The 19,796-nt window shown below is 40.0% G+C and carries 14 protein-coding genes; 7 read left to right on the forward strand and 7 right to left on the reverse strand.

Going from position 1 to position 19,796, the window contains the following annotated elements; translation table 11 throughout:
- The first annotated feature begins 13 nt into the window (after positions 1 to 13).
- Complete coding sequence (locus ASU03_RS15585) at positions 14 to 1,645, forward strand: sensor histidine kinase (RefSeq protein WP_082627306.1); 1,632 nt, start codon at positions 14 to 16, stop codon at positions 1,643 to 1,645.
- Between the two features lie 156 nt (positions 1,646 to 1,801).
- The gene (gene arcA, locus ASU03_RS15590; protein WP_057832694.1) at positions 1,802 to 2,503 is read left to right on the forward strand and encodes a two-component system response regulator ArcA; all 702 of its coding nucleotides are present in this window, start codon (positions 1,802 to 1,804) and stop codon (positions 2,501 to 2,503) included.
- 95 nt (positions 2,504 to 2,598) lie between these two features.
- On the opposite strand, the gene ASU03_RS15595 is transcribed toward arcA, so the two are convergent.
- The gene (locus ASU03_RS15595; RefSeq protein ID WP_231731606.1) at positions 2,599 to 2,955 is read right to left on the reverse strand and encodes an Hpt domain-containing protein; all 357 of its coding nucleotides are present in this window, start codon (positions 2,953 to 2,955) and stop codon (positions 2,599 to 2,601) included.
- Between the two features lie 247 nt (positions 2,956 to 3,202).
- Here ASU03_RS15595 and folE2 point away from each other — a divergent pair, with 247 nt between their 5' ends.
- The 3 genes from folE2 to ASU03_RS15610 all read left to right on the forward strand — a co-directional run bounded on the left by folE2 (position 3,203) and on the right by ASU03_RS15610 (position 10,512).
- Positions 3,203 to 4,129 (forward strand): GTP cyclohydrolase FolE2, encoded by a 927-nt coding sequence (gene folE2, locus ASU03_RS15600; protein WP_057832696.1) that lies wholly within the window; start codon positions 3,203 to 3,205, stop codon positions 4,127 to 4,129.
- Positions 4,130 to 4,602: 473 nt separating this feature from the next.
- The gene (gltB, locus tag ASU03_RS15605; protein ID WP_057832697.1) at positions 4,603 to 9,063 is read left to right on the forward strand and encodes a glutamate synthase large subunit; all 4,461 of its coding nucleotides are present in this window, start codon (positions 4,603 to 4,605) and stop codon (positions 9,061 to 9,063) included.
- 9 nt (positions 9,064 to 9,072) lie between these two features.
- Entirely contained in the window at positions 9,073 to 10,512 is a 1,440-nt protein-coding gene (locus ASU03_RS15610) for an FAD-dependent oxidoreductase (RefSeq protein WP_057832698.1), read from the forward strand.
- 90 nt (positions 10,513 to 10,602) lie between these two features.
- Here ASU03_RS15610 and folA read toward each other — a convergent pair whose 3' ends face one another.
- From folA to rplU, 4 genes are all read right to left on the reverse strand, one after another.
- Entirely contained in the window at positions 10,603 to 11,130 is a 528-nt protein-coding gene (gene folA / locus ASU03_RS15615; RefSeq protein WP_057832699.1) for a type 3 dihydrofolate reductase, read from the reverse strand.
- 110 nt (positions 11,131 to 11,240) lie between these two features.
- The gene (gene cgtA / locus ASU03_RS15620; RefSeq protein ID WP_057832700.1) at positions 11,241 to 12,404 is read right to left on the reverse strand and encodes an Obg family GTPase CgtA; all 1,164 of its coding nucleotides are present in this window, start codon (positions 12,402 to 12,404) and stop codon (positions 11,241 to 11,243) included.
- 185 nt (positions 12,405 to 12,589) lie between these two features.
- Entirely contained in the window at positions 12,590 to 12,847 is a 258-nt protein-coding gene (rpmA, locus tag ASU03_RS15625) for a 50S ribosomal protein L27 (protein WP_011045240.1), read from the reverse strand.
- Positions 12,848 to 12,863: 16 nt separating this feature from the next.
- Positions 12,864 to 13,175 (reverse strand): 50S ribosomal protein L21, encoded by a 312-nt coding sequence (gene rplU / locus ASU03_RS15630; RefSeq protein WP_057832701.1) that lies wholly within the window; start codon positions 13,173 to 13,175, stop codon positions 12,864 to 12,866.
- Between the two features lie 284 nt (positions 13,176 to 13,459).
- Here rplU and ispB point away from each other — a divergent pair, with 284 nt between their 5' ends.
- Positions 13,460 to 14,443: an octaprenyl diphosphate synthase gene (gene ispB, locus ASU03_RS15635; protein ID WP_057832702.1), complete on the forward strand. Its 984-nt coding sequence runs from the start codon at positions 13,460 to 13,462 to the stop codon at positions 14,441 to 14,443.
- A 149-nt stretch (positions 14,444 to 14,592) separates the two neighbouring features.
- Here ispB and mdh read toward each other — a convergent pair whose 3' ends face one another.
- A complete protein-coding gene (gene mdh / locus ASU03_RS15640; protein ID WP_057832703.1) occupies positions 14,593 to 15,528 on the reverse strand; it encodes a malate dehydrogenase in 936 nt (311 codons plus the stop codon).
- A 238-nt stretch (positions 15,529 to 15,766) separates the two neighbouring features.
- On the opposite strand from mdh, the gene argR reads away from it, so the two are divergent.
- Positions 15,767 to 16,240: a transcriptional regulator ArgR gene (gene argR / locus ASU03_RS15645; protein ID WP_057832979.1), complete on the forward strand. Its 474-nt coding sequence runs from the start codon at positions 15,767 to 15,769 to the stop codon at positions 16,238 to 16,240.
- 17 nt (positions 16,241 to 16,257) lie between these two features.
- On the opposite strand, the gene ASU03_RS15650 is transcribed toward argR, so the two are convergent.
- The gene (locus ASU03_RS15650) at positions 16,258 to 19,680 is read right to left on the reverse strand and encodes an ATP-binding protein (RefSeq protein ID WP_057832704.1); all 3,423 of its coding nucleotides are present in this window, start codon (positions 19,678 to 19,680) and stop codon (positions 16,258 to 16,260) included.
- Between the last annotated feature and the right edge of the window lie 116 nt (positions 19,681 to 19,796).

Consider the following 19,796-nt stretch of genomic DNA (forward strand, 5'->3'; position numbering starts at 1 on the left):
TTTATTGGATACCATGCCAAAATCAAATCAAACCATGTCACTGCATACTCGCTTAGTGCGAAGTATTCTGGCGTTAAGCACCATTATTATGCTTAGCGCTTCGATAAGCATAATTAATATGGTTGATAAAAAAGGTGATGAAAACATTGCCAGTGAAACACGTGCGTGGGCAAATATATTGGCTAAAAACAGTAGTCGATTTCTAGAAAGTGACAATGACATTAGCCAAGTTAAACTAAAAGAAGAACTTAAACAATTAATCACTACCCCCATGATTAACCATATTCATGTCTATCGATTAAATGATGATGGCAGTATTGAGTATTTCACTAGCTACAATAAAAACCATAATTTCCCGGCAATTAGTGACAAGATCGCGCAAATCTCACAATTAACTGATATTAAATATCAACATGACCATCTAGAGCTCATCGTTAAAATTACCCAAGGACAACAGACTTTAGGTTATTTATTTATCCAATCGAGTCTACTTGAAAAACATAATTTTATTAGAAAATTAATTTATCTTACGCTGGCTTTCTTATTTTTATCCTTACTGCTTGCCTTTGCCGTTTCCCAATGGCTTTTTAAAACAACGAGCCAACCCATGGTGAAGTTAATCGATGATATAGGAAAAATATCTAAAAGTAGAAACTATCAGACACAATTAGCGCGACAGCCTTATAAGGAACTTGATATTTTAACCAAAAGTATTAACTTATTACTGCTTCGCACCGACAAACACATTAGTAATTTTGTCAAAGAGCAGCAACATACTCAGTCGCAAAAACAAGCACTGGAAAACCGACTCAGTGCCAGAACAGACGCGTTAAAAGAGTCAAATCAAGAACTATTGTCAACACTAGAGAAACTGCACGAATTCCAAGATCAATTAGTTGAAACAGAAAAAATGGCATCCCTTGGTGATATGGTTGCGGGTATTGCTCATGAAGTAAACACGCCAATAGGTTTAGGTGTTACGGCTTCAAGCTTATTGGCAGACAAATTAACTGAAATCAAGACTGCCTTTGAAAATCAAACGCTAAAATCTAGCCAATTAAAAAAATTCTTAAACGATGGTGATGAAAATATCGCTATTATTTTTAGAAATTTAGAGCGTGCCGCGAAGTTAATATCGAGTTTCAAAAAGGTTGCCGTGGATCAATCTAGTGCCGAGAGTCGAACGTTTAATGTTCGTGGCCTAGTGGACGAAGTATTGTTAACACTATCAGCGAAACTTCAATCGGCCAAGGTTGCGGTATCAGTAACTTGCCCCGACGAGTTATGCATTAATAGTAAGCCTGGGCCCATTAACCAAATATTAATCAACCTGATTCTTAATTCAATTTATCATGCTTTTGATGGACTTGAGCAGGGTACGATTACCATCAACATTATGAATTTAAGCGATCAATTACATATTAATTACAGTGACGATGGCATTGGTATTGATGAATCAATCAAAGCCAAAATTTTCGACCCATTTACTACGACCAAACGAGGCAGTGGTGGCAGCGGACTAGGTATGCATTTAGTGTTTAACCTGGTAACTCAAGCTTTAGGTGGTCATATTGTTCTTGATGAAGAACCCGAGCAAGGCGTGAGTTTTGACATCACTTTCCCCGTAGAGTTAGCAGCAAGCTAATGAAATAATAACCATTAAAAATTGTTTTTTCATTTTCACTTGACTAAAATAGTTAAATAAATGTAAATAGTTAAATAAATGTAAACGTATTACATAAGTTCCACTCATTAAAATAATAATCACCATAGCCATTTAAAATATTAGGTAAACTCCACTATGCAAACTTATCAAATCTTAGTAGTCGAAGATGAAGATGTCACTCGCTTTAACTTGCGCAATTTATTTGAAGCCGAAGGTTACATTGTTTTCGAAGCTGTTGATGGTGATAGCATGGCTGAGCAGCTCAAATTAAATACCATCAACCTTGTCATTATGGATATTAATTTACCCGGAAAAAATGGTTTATTATTAGCACGCGAATTAACTGCCAATAAAGACTTGGGCTTGATTTTCCTAACGGGTCGAGATAGCGATATTGATAAAATACTGGGCTTAGAAATTGGTGCTGATGATTATTTAACTAAACCCTTTAATCCACGTGAATTGACCATTAGAGCTCGAAATATTTTAAGTCGTATTAGTCAATCAAGTAGTGATACGGTACAAAGCGTAGTTAGTTTCAATCAGTGGACTTTGGATGGTAACTCTAGGCAGATGACTAGCCCAACCGGTGAAATTATTGCTATTCCTCGTGGTGAATATAGAGCACTAAGCTTACTGATAAAAAATGCCGGTAAAATAATTACCCGCCAAGAGCTTATTAAAGCAATGACCGGGAGAGATTTACGCACTAATGACCGTACGGTTGATGTCACCATAAGACGATTACGTAAGCACTTTGAATTGAATCCAGCAACACCTGAGCTTATTAACACCATTCATGGTGAAGGTTATCGTTTTGTCGGGACGCTAGATTAATACCCATACCACTCAGCTAATTAAGCAGCCCATGATTTTAATAGTAGAAAAGTAGGGCTGCTGAGCAAATACCGCTTAGGCAAAGTTCAGCTTAACTAATGACTTGCCAACCAATCTTTAAAAGCAAGCATTGCTTGTCCATTTGCCAATTTTAATTCTGTTAACAAAACAGCTTTTTGTTGTTGGTTCGCAGCAGTTTTTTCTAATAGCTTTAATTGTCCATGTAGCTTGCACATACCGACACTTGCTGCCGCGCCTTTCATTTTGTGGCAATGCTCTTGCCAATCAGCAAGTGAATCATTCACTTGCGCACGTTCAATATCATGCAGATAAATTTCTACCTGTTGGCTATATAAAGAAAACATTTGTTCCACAATAGCCTTACCCAAACTGTCTAAATAACCTTGCAATAACTCTAGGTCTAAGTAATGACTTGCTTGTTCAGTTTCCACAGACACACCTTTTGAGGTAAATACTAACGATTAACTCTATATTAACGCAGTAATAAAACGCAGACAAACTTATTGAAAAATAGAGGAATAGGCAAGGTTACTGTATGTTTTTTAACTATAGAGCAACAACAATAATGATTACCATTAAAAAATAAGCTAGAATATGCGCCCTTAGATCTACTCTTCGTATTTATTACAAAAATTCTCGAAGTTTAGTTAATAACTATCGTTTTAACGTGGAGTCGAAATGACGACATCAATGCCAGATATCGCCAACCATACAACAGCTCAAACCGAAGGTACGCTTGACTGGGTCGGCATGAGTAACATTGAAATGCCTATTATGGTCGCCTCAAAAGGCGAAAGCGATCGTATGGTTTCAGCTCATGTAGATGCCTTTGTTAATTTAAAAGACGCACAAGCTAAAGGCATACACATGTCTCGCCTTTACTTACTTATCGATGAGTTATCTACCAGTAATGTGCTTAACTATCAAAGTTTAGTCAGCTTACTTAATGGCTTTATTAGTAGTCACCAAGAGTTAAGTGATCAAGCTAAAGTAGAATTTAGCTTTGAATATCACTTACGCAGAAAATCATTGATTAGCGGCAAAGAAGGCTGGAAGGCCTACCCAGTAACACTAACTGGTTATCTAAACAAAGGTAAGCTCACTATCGAGTTAACCGTTAATGTACCTTATTCATCAACGTGTCCCTGCTCTGCGGCCCTTGCTAGACAACTAATACAACAAGCCTTTCATGATAAATTTGCTCAACAAGATGAATTAGCGTTAACCGACATCCATGATTGGCTTGGTACCACTGAAGGAATCATGGCCACACCTCATTCACAGCGTTCAGTTGCTGAAGTAAAGGTAAAGCTTAATGCAAGTGTCAATGATTTTCCTATTACTGAGCTAGTTGACCTTATTGAATACTCACTAAAAACACCAGTACAAGCCGCAGTTAAACGCGAAGATGAACAAGAGTTTGCTCGTCTTAATGGCCAAAACCTGATGTTTTGTGAAGATGCCGCCCGTCGTTTACAACACAGTATGAATCAAGCGGATCATTTTGATGACTTCTGGCTACGCATCAATCACCTAGAGTCACTGCATGCACATGATGCTGTCAGTATCACGACCAAGGGTATTGAGGGCGGTTATCAGCCTTAGGCTATAAGCAAACTTTTTAACATACAAAAAGCCAATAGTGGTCTCACTATTGGCTTTTTTTGCTCTTTTTTCTTATTTTTTCTTATTTTTTCTTATTTTTTTGTTAATACTAATAATAAAATAGCCATAAACTGCATAAATACTGAATATAAAGCCACCGTATAAAGCCCCTCAAAATGTAGTTTTATTTCATGAACTTTCACTATATGAAACAAAAAATACATCAACAATATAATAAATACTTATTAAACAACAATGTAGTTATATTTAATTTCATTATCCTATTACAAAACAGCACAAAAATGTAAATAAATTACGAGTAAAAGCTCTATTTTAATTGACCTTTAACAAATAACTGGGTAGTGTTGAACGTTCCACTTACTTAAAAGAAGAGTATTTATGCATTTTTTCCATGCCTTTATTCTTCTTTTATCTGCCCTGTGAGTAAGTTGGCTTATTATTAGGAGAAAAACATGCAGCTTTATGATCATAGCATCCAAAAAGACAACTGTGGTTTTGGTTTAATTGCCCATCAATATGGTGAAACCAGTCACAAACTAATTAAGACCGCTATTTCCGCTTTAGATCGTATGCAACATCGTGGCGGTATCGCCAGCGATGGTAAAACAGGTGATGGCTGTGGCTTATTATTACAAAAACCGGACAGTTTTTTTCGTGCCGTAGCCGCAGACAATAACTGGAAGCTAGGTAAGAAATATGCTGTCGGCATGATTTTTTTAAACCCTGACCCAATTGAAGCTGCACTTTGTAAAAAAATATTAGAAGAAGAGTTAGTCAATGAGAGCTTAACCTTAGTTGGCTGGCGTACTGTTCCTATTGATAGCTCTGTGCTAGGAGAAATAGCCCAAGGAAATCTACCCAATATTGAACAAGTATTTATCGATGCGCCTCCAGGGTGGCGTAACCGTGACTTAGAACGTCGCTTATATATGGCACGTCGTCGCGCTGAAAAACGTATCACGGACGAAAAATTTTATGTTGTTAGCTTATCTTGCTTAGTGACTATTTATAAAGGTCTAATGATGCCAAAAGATTTGGCAAACTTTTACTTAGATCTAGCCGATATTCGCATGCAAAGCGCTATTTGTGTTTTCCATCAGCGTTTTTCTACCAATACCTCTCCGCAATGGCACCTAGCGCAGCCGTTTCGCTATTTAGCACATAATGGTGAGATAAATACCATTAATGGTAATCGCCAATGGGCACGCGCTCGTACCTACCGTTTTAAATCACCCTTATTACCTGATTTACAAGATGCGGCACCTTTTGTTGGCCAGACAGGTTCAGATTCATCGTCATTAGATAACATGCTTGAGCTATTTTTAGCCGGTGGTATGGACTTATATCGTGCTATGCGTTTATTAATGCCACCAGCATGGCAAAACAGTCCACTAATGGACGATGACTTACGCGCATTCTATGAATTCAATTCTATGCACATGGAGCCGTGGGACGGTCCAGCTGGCGTAGTGATGACCAATGGTCGCCATGTTGCCTGTAACTTAGATAGAAACGGTCTACGCCCAGCCCGCTATGTTATTACTCGTAATGGTTTTATTACCTTGGCCTCAGAAGTGGGTATCTGGGATTATAGTGAAGATGAAGTGGTCGAAAAAGGCCGAGTAGGGCCAGGTGAGATGCTTGCCATTGATACCTACACCGGCAAAATATACACCAGCACTGACATTGATAAAGATTTAAAAGGGCGTCACCCTTATCGTGAATGGTTGGATAAAAACATTCGCCGTTTAGTACCCTTTGATCAACTACCAGCCAATTTAATTGGCAGCTGTGTTTTTACTGATAAAGAAATGAGTCAGTACCATAAAATGTTTAACTACAGTTATGAAGAGATCCAACAGGTTATTCGCACCTTGGCAGAAAATGGTCAAGAAGCGACTGGCTCTATGGGTGATGATACCCCCATGGCGGTATTGTCTAGTCAAACTCGCACCTTGTATGACTACTTCCGTCAACAATTTGCGCAAGTGACTAACCCGCCAATCGATCCCCTGCGCGAACGTTATGTGATGTCACTTGGCACCTGCATTGGTCGTGAGCATAATGTTTTTAACGAAACCTCAGGCCATGCCGATCGCATAATATTTTCCACCCCTGTGCTTATGTATACCGGTTTAAAACAGCTTAGGGAATTAGATCCAGAACATTATCGCTCTGATACCTTATCATTGCATTACGAGCGCGTAGAAGGTTTACAAGCCGCTATTATTCGTCTTTGTGATCACGCTGTCGATTTAGTACGTAATAAAAACACTGTTATTTTAGTGTTTTCCGATAGAAATATTCAGCCTAATTTATTAGTGATCCCCGCCGCGATGATCGTTGGCGCGGTACAAACACGTTTAGTCGATGAGCAATTACGTTGTGACTCCAACATTATTGTTGAAACGGGTTCAGTACGTGACTCTCATCAATATGCAGTCTTATTAGGGTTAGGCGCAACGGCTATTTACCCGTATTTAGCCTTTGAAACTATCGAGCAGTTAGTCGAAAAAGGCCAAATAAAAATGACTGCCCGTGATGCTATTGTTAATTACCGTGAAGGCATTAACAAAGGCCTATTAAAAATTCTCTCTAAAATGGGCATTTCCACCATTGCCAGTTATCGCTGTGCCGGTTTATTTGAAATTATCGGCCTTAACGATGACATTACATCACTATGTTTTAGTGACTTACCCAGTCGTATTAAAGGCGCTGACTTTAGCGATATAGAACAAGACAGTATTAATTTAGCGCGTAATGCATTTTTAGCTCATAAAAAGATGTCTCATGGTGGTTTATTAAAATACGTGCATGATGGTGAGTATCACTCGTACAATCCTGACGTAGTTAACCATTTACAACGCGCAGTAAATAGTGGCAAATATAGCGACTACCGCAAGTTTGCTGATGAAGTAGATAAACGACCTATTGCTACGCTTCGTGATTTATTGAAACTCAAAGATGATTGTACCCCTATACCACTTGATCAGGTTGAGCCAGAAAGCGAAATGTTTAAACGCTTCGATAGTGCCGCTATGTCAATTGGCGCATTGAGCCCTGAAGCACATGAAGCTCTCGCCATCGCTATGAACCGCTTAGGCGGCAGTTCCAATTCAGGCGAAGGCGGTGAAGATGAACGCCGTTTTGGTACGGTGAAAAACTCACGCATTAAACAGATCGCTTCCGGTCGTTTTGGTGTTACCCCACATTACCTTGTCAATGCTGACGTATTACAAATCAAAATAGCGCAAGGAGCAAAACCCGGTGAAGGTGGGCAATTACCTGGTGATAAAGTCTCACCACTCATTGCCAAATTACGTTTCTCAGTACCTGGAGTGACCTTAATCTCACCACCACCACATCACGATATTTATTCCATTGAAGATTTAGCTCAATTAATTTTCGATTTGAAACAAGTAAATCCCAAAGCAGTTATTTCAGTGAAGTTAGTCTCTGGTCCAGGTGTTGGTACTATCGCCGCTGGGGTTGCTAAAGCATACGCTGACTTTATTACCATATCAGGTTATGACGGTGGCACAGCCGCTAGCCCATTAACGTCAGTAAAATATGCGGGGTGTCCTTGGGAGTTAGGTTTAGCGGAAGCGCATCAAGCACTAGTGACTAACGGCTTGCGCCATAAAGTACGCTTGCAAGTTGATGGCGGTTTAAAAACAGGTACCGATGTCGTTAAAGCGGCCATTTTAGGCGCAGAGAGCTTTGGTTTTGGTACCGCGCCTATGGTGGCTTTAGGTTGTAAATTTCTGCGAATTTGTCACTTAAATAACTGTGCTACGGGTGTTGCTACTCAAGACAAAGTCCTGCGTGACAAATTCTTTAAAGGTATGCCTGAGCAAGTAATGAATTATTTTAAATTTATTGCCCGTGATGTCCGTGAAATTTTAGCCCGCTTAGGGGTTAAAAGCCTAACGGCTATTATCGGTCGTGTTGATTTATTATCACAAATTGAGGGTGTCACAGCTAAACAACAAAAATTAGATTTATCACCTATTATCGCCCCTGTGGTTGCGGGTGATAATACTGCGCTTTATAAAACACAAGAGAATAAAGCCTTTGATGAAGGTAAGTTAAATAAGAAAATTCTAGCGGCAGCAGCTGATGCAGTAGCCCACAGTAAGGGCGGTGAGTATAGATTTAACATTCAAAATATCGATCGCTCAGTTGGCGCAATGCTTTCAGGGGAAATTGCTCGTCGACATGGCGATCAAGGCATGGCTGCAGCACCAATCACCTTGCATTTAACCGGTACCGCAGGACAAAGTTTTGGTGTCTGGAATGCTGGCGGTTTGCACATGATCTTAACCGGTGATGCCAACGATTATGTCGGTAAAGGCATGGCCGGTGGTAAATTAACCATCAAGGCACCTGTAGGGGTTGATTATGTAAGCCATCAAACGCCGATTATGGGTAATACCTGTTTATACGGTGCCACTGGCGGAAAATTATTTGCCGCTGGACGTGCAGGAGAACGTTTTGCCGTGCGCAACTCTGGTTGTCATGCGGTAATTGAAGGCACGGGCGACCACGCTTGTGAATACATGACTGGCGGTATAGTCACGATTATTGGTGATGTCGGTGTTAATTTTGGCGCGGGCATGACTGGTGGTTTCGCTTATGTATTAGACGAAAGCGGTGATTTAGATATTCGCCTCAATAAAGAATCCATTGAAATGTTGACGATGGGCGACTTAGCTATCCATCAAGAACATTTACGCGGCATTATTGATAAACACTTCAATGAAACAGGCAGCTTACGCGCGCAAGAAATCCTGCAAAACTTTGATAAATTTTCGCCCTTATTTAAATTAATTAAACCCAGTGCTACCGATGTTAAAACCCTATTAGGTCATCGTAGTCGTTCAACAGCCGAACTTCGTGTTCTGATAAATTAGGAAGTAGTTATGAGTAAGAATGTTTATCAATTTATGGACGTTGAACGTATTGAACCAGCCAAAGTGGCAATCGAGAAACGTAAAATAGAGTTTGTCGAAATATATCAACCGCTTGGACAAGATCAAAGTGCTGGTCAAGCCGATCGTTGTCTGGATTGTGGTAACCCATATTGTGAATGGAAATGCCCAGTGCATAATTATATTCCACAATGGTTAGAATTAGTCACCGAAGGCCGAATATTTGAAGCTGCAGATTTATGTCATGAAACCAATAGCTTACCTGAAATGTGTGGTCGAATTTGCCCACAAGACAAGTTATGCGAAGGCTCATGTACCCTAGATGCTGATTTTGGCGCAGTAACCATAGGTAATATTGAATCATTCATCACCGATACCGCCTTTGCCCAAGGCTGGAAACCCGACCTATCAGGGGTAACTAAAATAGGAAAAAAGGTTGCTATTATTGGCGCTGGTCCAGCAGGTTTATCCTGTGCCGATGTTTTAACGCGTAACGGTATTGATGCAGTAGTATTCGATCGCAATCCACAAATCGGTGGTTTATTAACCTTTGGCATTCCATCCTTTAAATTAGAAAAAGATATTATTCAAACTCGCCGAGAAATATTTGAAGGCATGGGCATCGAATTTCGCTTAAATGTCGAAATTGGTGTCGACATTAGCTTTGCCGAACTCAGCGAAGAATACGATGCGGTTTTCTTAGGATTAGGTACTTATACCGATATGACCGGTGGTTTTGCCAACGAAAAGGCCCCAGGTGTATACAGCGCCTTAGATTTCCTTATTGGTAATACCCAAAAAACAATGGGCATTACCGATTCAAGCAATGCAGCCGATAAGAAAAACCTTAAACCTTATGTCAATTTTACGGATCAAAAAGTGATTGTTTTAGGGGGCGGTGATACGGCGATGGATTGTGTCCGTACATCTATTCGTCAAGGAGCTACACAAGTCACTTGTGCTTATCGTCGTGACGAAAGCAATATGCCGGGCTCACCACGCGAAGTGAAAAATACTAAAGAAGAAGGTGTGAACTTTGAGTTTAACATTCAGCCACTTGATATTGCGGTTGATGAGCAAGGTAAAACTATCGGCGTTAAATTTGTTAAAACACAACTAGGTGCAGCCGACGCTAATGGCAGACGTAGCCCAGAGCCTATTGAAGGTAGTGAGTTTGTTATGGCCGCCGATGCCGTGGTAATCGCCTTTGGGTTCTTACCAAGCCCACCTCAGTGGATGGTAGATGCAGGGGTAGAATTAGACTCCCGTGGCCGCGTTGTTGCCGTTGCTAGCTCTGACTTTGCTTTGCAAACCAGCAAGAAAAATATCTTTGCTGGTGGTGACATGGTCTTAGGCTCTGACTTAGTTGTTACTGCGGTCGATCAAGGCCGAAAAGCGGCTATAGGAATTTTGGATTTTGTTAGCCAGTAACTAAAATAATTTCACCTATAAAAAAAGCTGTTCCCTGATAAGGTACAGCTTTTTTATAATTTGCTGGTATGATGATTAATCCGCTTGCTATTATTTACTGCATCGCTCGTATACAGAAAAATCTAAATCGTATATATTTTTTTCATCAGCAGGACGTTTTTCACTTGATACCTTCTTCCAGCCGCCATCCTCATAATCAGGGAATTCAACATCTCCCTGAATGTCTGTATCTATATGGGTTATATACAGCCTTTGTGCCGCAGGTAGGCAATGTTTATAGATAGCGCCGCCACCAATAACCATAATTTCGTCAACGCCATCACCACCATCTGAGCCATCAACTAAGGCAATGGCCTCGGCCACTGAGGTTACGGTATCGACAGCTTCAGCGCCTTTTCCTTGTGGTAAGTAACTTTTATCACGTGAGATAACAATATTACGACGCCCGGGTAAAGCTCGCCCTATTGATTCAAAGGTTTTACGGCCCATAATGATAGGCTTCCCTAAGGTGATTTTTTTGAAATAGGCTAAATCAGCCGGCAAGTGCCAAGGCATAGTATTATTTTTACCAATAATATTATTATCGGCCGTGGCAACTATCATGGATAAAATGGTCATAGAACACTCTCAACATTATTTTCTGTATTATCGCTAGAAAAAAGATAAAAAAAAGCACTGACTTAACTAAATAAAGCAGTGCTTATAATATAAATTACTATGCTTAAAAATTATTGGCGATATTCTACTTCAACATCATAGTCGTCTTCATTCCAGTCATCGTCATCTAAGTCATCATCTAAACTATGAGCAGCGATAGTTTCTTCATGATAAGTATCCCATTTAAATTCAACGGTTTTACCATCAATGACTTCTTCCACTTCAGGGGGCAACGCTTCGATAAAGCTCATCACTTTGTATGATAGCTCTTTAGTACCCATGCGATTAGATGCCGAGATGCTATGCACCTCACCTTGCCAATCAAGGCCAGCTAAAATAGCATCAGTAATTTCTTTAGCTTCTTCTTCTAATACTAAATCAAGTTTATTAAAAACAACCCAGCGAGGCTTAGCGGCAAGTTTTGCATTATGCAGCTCTAACTCGCTGATAATGACTTTAGCGTTTTCTAATGGATCTGAGCCATCGATAGGCAGAATATCAATAACGTGTAGTAATATACGACAGCGCTCAAGATGTTTGAGGAACTGTGTACCCAAACCAGCACCATCAGCAGCACCTTCAATAATCCCAGGAATATCAGCAATAACAAAGCTGCGCTGGGTATCTAAACGTACAACACCTAAATTAGGCACTAAGGTGGTAAATGGATAATCAGCTACTTTCGGTGTCGCGGCTGAAACACTGCGAATGAGTGTAGATTTACCCGCATTAGGTAAACCAAGTAGACCAACATCGGCAAGTAATAGTAACTCTAATTTTAAGTTACGGATTTCACCCGGTGTGCCATCTGATTTTTGACGAGGTGCTCGGTTGGTACTGCTTTTAAAGCGAGTATTGCCTAAACCATGCCAACCGCCTTTAGCAACCAGCAGTTTTTGCCCTTTATGGGTCAAATCACCAATTTGCTCACCGGTATCTTCATCGATCACACGAGTACCAACGGGTACTTTTAGCACTAAGTCCTCAGAGCCTTTACCGGTACAATCACGGCTTTGACCATTTTGACCACGTTTAGCACGATGGAAACGCTCAAAACGATAATCAATTAACGTATTGAGGCTTTCGCAAGCCTCTAAAAATACGTTACCGCCATCACCACCATCACCACCATCAGGACCGCCAAATTCAATGTATTTTTCTTTACGGAAACTGCTACAGCCGTTGCCGCCATCACCCGCTTCAACTCTGATCTCAACTTCATCAACAAATTTCATGGTATCTCAATAACCCTAATGTGGTAATGCTTGTTTATTAGCAATCAGACTAATTAATCCGTTTGCTATATCTACCGCTAGTATAAACTATTTTTGACCGACTAAAAATGAATCTCTATAGAGCCAAAAAAAAACTAAAAAAAAACCTCGCGATGAAGCGAGGTTTTTAGGAATCCAAGTTCTAATTAATCAGCGATAATGCTAACGAACTTGCGACTCTTTGGACCTTTCACTTCAAATTGAACTTTACCGTCAGATAAAGCAAATAAAGTATGATCTTTACCGATACCCATGTTACTACCAGCGTGGAAACGAGTACCACGTTGACGAACAATAATGTTACCAGCTAAAACAGATTCACCACCAAAACGTTTAACACCTAGACGTTTTGCTTCCGAATCGCGACCATTTCGTGTACTACCCGCAGCTTTCTTATGTGCCATGTCAAAATGCTCCTAATTAGCCGTTAATACCAGTAATTTTCACTTCAGTGAACCATTGACGATGGCCCGCTTGTTTACGTGAATGCTTACGACGTTTGAATTTAACTATGGTAATTTTATCAGCACGACCTTGGTTAACAACCTCAGCCACTACTTTACCACCAGCAACATAAGGCGCGCCTACATTGATGTTATCGCCATTAGCGATCATTAAAACGTTTTCAAATTCTACTGTTGCGCCTACTTCAAGCTCAAGCTTTTCTAGACGAACTGTTTGTCCTTCGGTTACACGATGCTGTTTACCACCGCTTTGGAATACCGCGTACATAGCTACTCCGTACTGCGTCATCATATTTGTGACGCTAATTTTTAAAATATAGGGCGCGAATTCTACGCGAAAGAAATAGCGAGAGCAAGTATAAATGTGATCATTCATTAACTTTATTAGCCTTTTCTGTTTTTTAATTGCTTTGACCCTAAGAATTAGCACAAAGCGGCTAGAAAACTTCTTTTGCCTAAAATTTAGTGTAAACTTTGACACCTTATACCAATTGAATAATTTTGGCTAATATCTAGTCAAAAAACGCATCAAAACAGCTAAAGACAAACAGCATGGGCAATAAAGTAAATATTAAAACAATACAAAAATTAATACAAAACGACATGACAGCAGTAAATGATCTTATCTATGAGCAATTACACTCTGATGTCGCATTAATCAATCAACTCGGTATCTATATTGTTAACAGTGGCGGTAAACGTATGCGCCCTATGTTAACCGTACTTGCTGCCAGAGCGTTAGCATACCAAGGCGAACAGCACTGGAATATTGCCGCCATTATCGAATTTATTCATACCGCGACTTTATTACATGATGATGTGGTAGATGAATCAAATATGCGTCGCGGCAAAGAAACGGCCAATGCTTTATTTGGTAACAGTGCCAGTGTGCTGGTCGGTGACTTTCTTTATACTCGCTCTTTCCAAATGATGACGAAATTGGGTGATATTCGTATTATGGATATCCTATCTGAGGCCACCAATATAGTTGCCGAAGGTGAAGTATTGCAGTTAATGAACTGCAATGATGCCAGCACCACAGAAGCAAGCTATATGAAAGTCATTTATTGTAAAACGGCTAAATTATTTGAAGCGGCCACCCGCCTTGCTGCTGTAGTAGCTAAGCAAGATGACAAAATAGAACAAGCCATGGCTGATTATGGCAAGTTCCTCGGCACCGCATTCCAGTTAGTTGATGACATTATGGATTACACCGCTGATGCTAAAGAAATGGGTAAAAATGTCGGTGATGACCTTGCCGAAGGAAAACCCACCCTGCCATTAATATATGCCTTGGCGCATGGCAACCCTGCACAAAAAGCACTCATTAAAGAAGCTATTGAGCTAGGTAACGGCATGGATAGCTTAGACTTAATATTGGAAGCAATGGAAGATACCGGTGCTTTACGTTATACCCAACGACAAGCTGAAATTGAAGCCGATAAAGCCATTAAGGCACTCGACGTCATTGCAGACAGTGAACACAAGCAGGCCCTTATTGCCTTAGCGCATATCGCCGCTAATCGCAGTCATTAACCTCTCCCCCTGTAATTCAACTCAGTGATTCGCGGGTGAAACTCAAGCATAAAAAAACGCTATTAGCAATGGATAAAGACCCATTGATTATAGCGTTTTTTATATGATAGCAAGTCAATTACTAGGCTTGCTATACGTTTTATGGCTGATTAGCTAGCCATAAAATCAACACCTTCGTTGATGTCTTTCTTTAATGTCGCTAACATATCATCTTTTGCTTTTTGCTCAAAAGCACTTAACTCGCCGTAAGATAAAACTTCACTCACACCGTTTACGCCAAGACGTACTTTTTGTGCGAAAAACAAGGCATCATCACCCTTACCTTCAACATAGGCGTAATCAACAACATCTTCACCTTGTAAGCCTTTAACTAAAGACAGACAAAAACGTGCTGCTGCAGCGCCCATAGAAAGTGTCGCACTACCGCCACCCGCTTTTGCTTCAACAACTTCAGTGCCTGCATTTTGGATGCGAGACGTTAGCGTGGCAACTTCTTCTTCGGTGAAACTAGTTCCTTCAACTTGAGAAAGTAATGGTAAAATAGTGGTGCCTGAGTGGCCACCAATTACAGGTACTTTAACCGTAGCAACATCTAGGCCTTTAAGTTCAGCAACAAAAGCTTCAGAGCGAATAACATCTAATGTAGTCACACCGAAAAGACGAGCAGCATCATAAGTACCGGCCTTTTTGAATACTTCAGCAACAATAGGTACAGTGCCGTTAACTGGGTTAGTAATAACACCTACTAGCGCTTTTGGACAGTTTGCGGCAATGCCTTCAGCCAATACTTTAATAATACCAGCATTAACGGCAAATAAATCAGCACGATCCATACCCGGCTTACGTGGCATACCTGCTGGGATCAAAACAATATCAGCACCTGTTAATGCGCCACTAAGGTCGTCACGACCAAAACCAGCAACTTTAACATCAGTTGGGATGTGTGATAAATCTACAGCAACCCCCGGAACAACAGGGGCAACATCATATAAAGACAACTCAGAACCAGCTGGTAATTGAGTTTTTAATAATAATGATAATGCTTGACCAATACCGCCTGCGGCGCCTAAAACAGCTACTTTCATGTGTTTTCTCCGAAATTATGTGGGGTTTATTTATTGTACAATAAATTATTAAAATATTATTTGAGTAAATACGTAATTTTTGCAGGGCAAAAGATATAGTATAAGCAAGTAAAAAACAATTGATATAATTTTATACTCAAATATTAACGTCGAGTATGATGATACGATAACGTATACTAGCGTTTATCACACTGATTACAAACGCCACTTTAGTCTATTACAGGGTTAATTACGCATGATGAGCGCTTTACAAAAACAAGAAGCACTAGTACAAGCATTTAAGGATTTATTAAAACAAGAACAATTTGGCTCTCAAGGCGAAATCGTCGAGGCATTAAAAGCCAATGGTTTTGAAAACATCAGTCAATCAAAAATCTCTCGTATGCTCAGTAAATATGGTGCGGTACGAACCCGTAATGCTCGTCAAGAAATGGTCTATTGTTTACCTGCTGAGTTAGGCGTACCCACCGCACAAAGCCCACTCAAACAATTAGTATTAGAAATAGAGCACAACGAAGTAATGATCATTGTGCAAACTAGCCCTGGTGCAGCCCAGTTAATCGCTAGACTACTTGATAGTTTAAGTAAAAGTGATGGTGTACTTGGCACTATTGCTGGCGATGATACTATTTTTATTGCGCCTACTGATGTCAGTAAAATCAATGAAACCATCAAAAAATTAGAGCAACTTTTCTCTAAAAATTTAAGCTAACAGCTTAGGCAGCTGGGTTAACTTGCTACCTCACTGAGAACTTTTTTGATGCAAGTAAGCAAAGCTTGCCCGGTAACTGGTTTAGGCATATGCAAGTTCATACCTGCCGCTAAACTCTGTTGTTTATCTTCTTCTCTAGCATGGGCTGTCATGGCTACAATAGGTAACTGTTGATATTTACTTTGCGCTCGAATAAGTTTAGCTGCGGTGAGACCATCCATTATAGGCATTTGAATATCCATCAATACCACATCAAAATGCTGCTCTGCTAGGGTATCTATAGCTCGTTGACCGTTATCTGCAATAGTGACTTTAGCATGCATATTCAACAGCAACTCTTTAGCGACTAGCTGGTTAACTAAGTTATCTTCTACTAATAAAACGGATACACCTTGCAAGCTTTGTTCATCTTTTAGCATTAACGGTTTTTGCGCAGTAACCCTTGCGGTTTGCTTGTTTGAATGTTGTTGGTAAACCAGGCTAGCATCACTTTTCACGACACTACTTTTTAAGGCATCACTTTTGGCTTGCTCAGCGAAAGACTCTGCTTGAGCAATTAAAGCCTGTGATATTTGATCAAGGGAATAACGAAATAGCGGCTTATCGACTAATAAATAAGGTGTAGATAGTTTATCTAAGTGACTACAAGTTTCATTGCTCAATTGCGTTAATGCCGGCTGACATAGACAAAGTAATCGAAACGCTGTTAGGGACGAAATAGACTCTGGACGGCTTTGTTGAGCAATAAAATCTACTTCAGAAATAAGTAAGACACTGTTTCCTACAACATCTAACTGAAGTAAATCATCAACCGAGATCACTTCATATAATAGCCAGCTCATCTGTGCAATACTTTCAAGCAAACTTACTGATAGCTTTTGATTTATCGCATAAATGCTAATGCCAGCTATTAGCGGCTGAGATAATTCTGCGGGTAGGCAAAATGACACCTCGGTCACCTTATGATTGGACTTAAATAACGGCTCAGAGTTGACTTTATTTAGGGATGCAAGCGGAGCTCGCTGAAAGGGTAAAACAAAGCTTAGTTCACAGCCTTGCCCTAATTGGCTAGTAAGGCTAATTTCCCCGCCAAGCAGGTTAATTATTTGCTGGCAGATAGATAAACCTAAGCCTGAGCCACCATACTTGCGTGTCATTGACTCATCAGCTTGACTAAAGGCTTTAAATAAATGACTTTGATTATCGCTGGCAATACCGATACCCGTATCGATGACACGAAAGCGCACCTGAGCCACGCTATCAGTTGTCGATAGGAGGTCAACAATTAACTTAATTTCGCCTTGCTCGGTAAATTTAATGGCATTATTAAATAAATTAGCGAGCACTTGTACTAAACGCATTTCATCACTGATGACATTACTCGGCACTTGGGCACTCATATCAACCAATACTTCGACCCGTTTATGGTCAACATTACTCAGATTAAGTTTTAAGGCTTTATCAATAATAACCGGCAAATTGACTACATCTTGGCTGACGACCATTTTACCGGCTTCAATCTTAGATAAGTCTAACAATTCATCAACTAGGTGTAATAAGGTTGCTGATGCACCCTGAGCATTAACTAGATAATGCTGTTGGCGAGTATCTAAAGAGGTGTGCGCCAATAAATCCATCATACCTTGCATGGCATTTATTGGCGTTCTGACTTCATGACTCATATTGGCAAGAAACTGTATCTTTACCTTATTAGCATACTCAGCTTGGTCTTTCGCTTTTTCCAACGCTGATTGCGTTGCTTGCTGTAAGGTCACATCATGAAAGATACTGATAGTGCCTAGAATATTACCTTGCTCATCGGTAAATTGATTACAAAAGCCTTGGTAAATATAATCGCCAGCCTTAATGAGTGCTTGTTGCGGATAAATATCGTTACACCTGGCGTTTAAACGATTAACTTCTTGCGCTAAAGCTGTTGGCATAAAAGTCGCGGACTTAATGCCTAACATTTGCTCAACTGAGTGATTTGCCAAGCGCTCAAAGGCTTTATTACAGCCCATTAATAAACCGTCAGGGTCATTAAAGACAATCAATTCGGGAATGGCATTCATCACAGAGCGTAATAACGCATAATCACGTTGATGCTGTGCACTTGTCTCTTGTAACGCTTTGGTTTTTTCTATAACACGACTATCTAATACATCGTTTTGTTCCGTAAGCTGCAAAAGTAGGCTTCTATTTTGCACAAAAATATCTTCAACCACTTGAAACCAATGTAACCAATCCGCTGCCGGGGTGATTTTACCTGGGTCACCTTCGGCGCAATATTGAATATGGCTAATAAACTCAGTAGTGGGCTTGATAAACGTGCGCTTTGTCATGGTATTAACTAACATAAGAAAGGCTAACAAACCGATAAAAAGCATGGCAAAAACAAAAACAAAATCACTGTATTGAGGTGCGGCAAAGCTATCATAATTTTGATATTTAAGTAAAGTCCAACCGTTAACACTAAGCACTTGTTTTTCTATAAACCAATCGCCAAAACGCTCTGCATCACCTACTTTACTTAAGCGTTCAGCGTTCAAGCCTTGCAATGATTTTGGCAGTAAATCTTGCCAAGAGACACGATAACTTAAAGACTCTTTCCCCCAGCGTTTAGCGAGTAAAATATCATTATTTTGATTGTATAGAATGAACCCTTGGTCTGTTGATTCCAACTCGGTCAACCCCGCATGCAAGCGTGATAAATTGACATCAATAACGACTGCACCTAACAACTTATCATGATGAAATACCCCCATACCCAATGAAGCATTCATACCGCCACCTGCCGCATCAAGATAAGGAGGAGACCAAAGTACACGATTATTACTTGAGGTGAGAGCTTGCATCGCTTTACTATGTGAGCTACTTAAGGTTTTATGGCTAAACTGCCAAACTTCTCGATCAACCCAAGGGTAGATATTGACAAAGCCACTAAAGGAAACATAATAAAACCACGTTGCTTCCGCTATGATATTTTGTGCCGCTATAAATGCCGGAGTTAAGGCGTTAGCCATGGCGATTTCTTGTTTTTTAGCCTCGCTAAACTGAGCCACTTGCCCGATACCGGTAATATTACTGCTTAAGCGTTTACCTTGTTTAATAACATCATGTAGAGGCTTGTTTAAATAAAACATCTGCCCTTGTTGTAACAAAGAAGGCATGGGAATATTTAATTCATTGGGGTGTTTTAGAATATATTCGGAAAATTCGTGTATACCAACCACAGCTTGAACACTTTGTTCTAGCATATTATTTAGCTGTTGAGCTTCTTGTTTGAGCTCAAGTAGACTTTGCTGCTTATGTTGGGCTAATTGATTGAAGTAACGTAAAGAGGCAGCAGAAAAGGCCACGAGAATAATGACAATAAAGGCAACGACAACGGTGGTGTTATAACGCCTAAAAACTGTATTTATGCCCGTTTGGTAATACACTGAAACGCCTTAATTTTTTGTTTAAATCATGAGTTAACTTGCTAAGTTAAAGCAGTCACCTAATTTAAACAAGCGTTAAACAAGGAAAAGTAGTTTATTTACTCAACTAGGTTCCA

Origin of the sequence: Colwellia sp. TT2012 (genome assembly GCF_001440345.1) — a bacterium.
Classification (GTDB): domain Bacteria; phylum Pseudomonadota; class Gammaproteobacteria; order Enterobacterales; family Alteromonadaceae; genus Colwellia.